Origin of the sequence: Agrobacterium sp. LY4 (assembly GCF_001526585.1) — a bacterium.
GTDB lineage: Bacteria > Pseudomonadota > Alphaproteobacteria > Rhizobiales > Rhizobiaceae > Agrobacterium > Agrobacterium leguminum.
In genome coordinates, this window is sequence record NZ_ASYA01000036.1 from 1 (window position 1) to 1446 (window position 1446).

The 1446-nt window shown below is 62.0% G+C and carries 2 protein-coding genes; both read right to left on the reverse strand.

Annotation, left to right across the window (positions count from 1 at the left end; all coding sequences use genetic code 11):
• Positions 1-659, reverse strand: a 659-nt coding sequence (locus L904_RS21980; RefSeq protein ID WP_020812700.1) for an electron transfer flavoprotein subunit alpha/FixB family protein, incomplete at its 3' end; no start/stop codon positions are given.
• Positions 660-684: 25 nt separating this feature from the next.
• The gene (locus tag L904_RS21985) at positions 685-1431 is read right to left on the reverse strand and encodes an electron transfer flavoprotein subunit beta/FixA family protein (RefSeq protein WP_020012152.1); all 747 of its coding nucleotides are present in this window, start codon (positions 1429-1431) and stop codon (positions 685-687) included.
• Positions 1432-1446: the final 15 nt, after the last annotated feature.

A 1446-nucleotide genomic window follows, 5' to 3' on the forward strand; every position in this document is an offset into this window, starting at 1 on the left:
AGCTTGTCGGCGACGGGAAGGATGACTTGCCTGAACTTTTCCGACGAACCGAGCGCGCGGCCACCCGAGATGATGATCTTGGCCGATGTCAGTTCCGGACGGTCGGACGATGCCAGAGCATCGGAAACGAAGCTGGAGAGGCCGGGGTTTGCGGCAGCGCCGATGGTTTCAACCGCTGCCGAACCACCTTCGGCGGCGGCTGCAAAGGCGGTCGGACGCACGGTGATGACCTTCTTCGCATCGGTCGCCTGCACCGTCTGGATGGCGTTGCCGGCATAGATCGGCCGCTTGAAGGTGTCAGGGCTGACGACCTCGATGATTTCCGAGATCTGGGCCACGTCGAGAAGCGCCGCAACGCGCGGCGTCACGTTCTTGGCCGAGGCGGTGGCCGGCGCGATGATGACATCATAGGAAGGCGCGAGCGAAACGATCAGCGCCGCCAGCGGTTCTGCCAGCGCATTGGCATAGGACGCGTCGTCGGCGCGCAGCACCTTGGAAACGCCGGAGAGTTTCGCTGCTGCGTCAGCTGCGCCCTTTGCACCGGAACCGGCGACGAGAACATGGACGTCGCCACCGATTTGCGTTGCCGCCGTCAGCGTCTTGCCCGTCAGGTCGGAAAGGGTTGCGTTGTCGTGTTCTGCCAGAAGAAGAATGGCCATAAGAATATCTCCCTTTTCCGAAACCTTAGAGGACGCCGTCGGCTTTGAGCTTTTCGACCAGTTCGGCAACCGAGCCGACCTTGATGCCGGCCTTGCGGCCTGCCGGCTCTTCGGTCTTCAGCACCTTCAGGCGCGGCGAAACATCGACGCCGAAATCGGCCGGCGACTTTTTGTCGAGCGGCTTCTTCTTCGCCTTCATGATGTTCGGCAGCGACGCATAACGCGGCTCATTGAGACGAAGATCGGTGGTGACGACGGCGGGAAGCTTCAGTTCAACCGTCTGCAGACCGCCATCGACTTCACGGGTGACTGCGACCTTGCCGTCGGACGGTACGACCTTGGAGGCGAAGGTGCCCTGGCCCCAGCCGAGCAATGCTGCCAGCATCTGGCCGGTCTGGTTCGAATCGTCATCGATCGCCTGCTTGCCGACGATGACGAGGCCGGGCTGTTCGGCCTCGGCAACGCCCTTCAAAAGCTTGGCGACGGCGAGCGGCTCGACCGTCTCGTCGGTCTCGATCAGAATGGCGCGGTCGGCGCCCATGGCGAGCGCGGTGCGCAGCGTTTCTTCCGCCTTGGCCGGGCCGATGGAGACGACCACGACCTCTTCGGCCTTGCCCGCTTCCTTCAGGCGCAGCGCCTCTTCCACCGAGATTTCGTCGAACGGGTTCATCGACATCTTCACATTCGCAAGCTCAACGCCTGAACCATCCGATTTTACGCGGATCTTAACGTTGTAATCGACGACTCGTTTGACGGGGACAAGGATCTTCATCGGCGGCTTTCCTCA

What these genes read in the sequence shown, in the direction of transcription:
- L904_RS21985 (WP_020012152.1), bottom strand. Translation starts at nt 1,431, where the DNA reads ATGAAGATCCTTGTCCCCGTCAAACGAGTCGTCGATTACAACGTTAAG.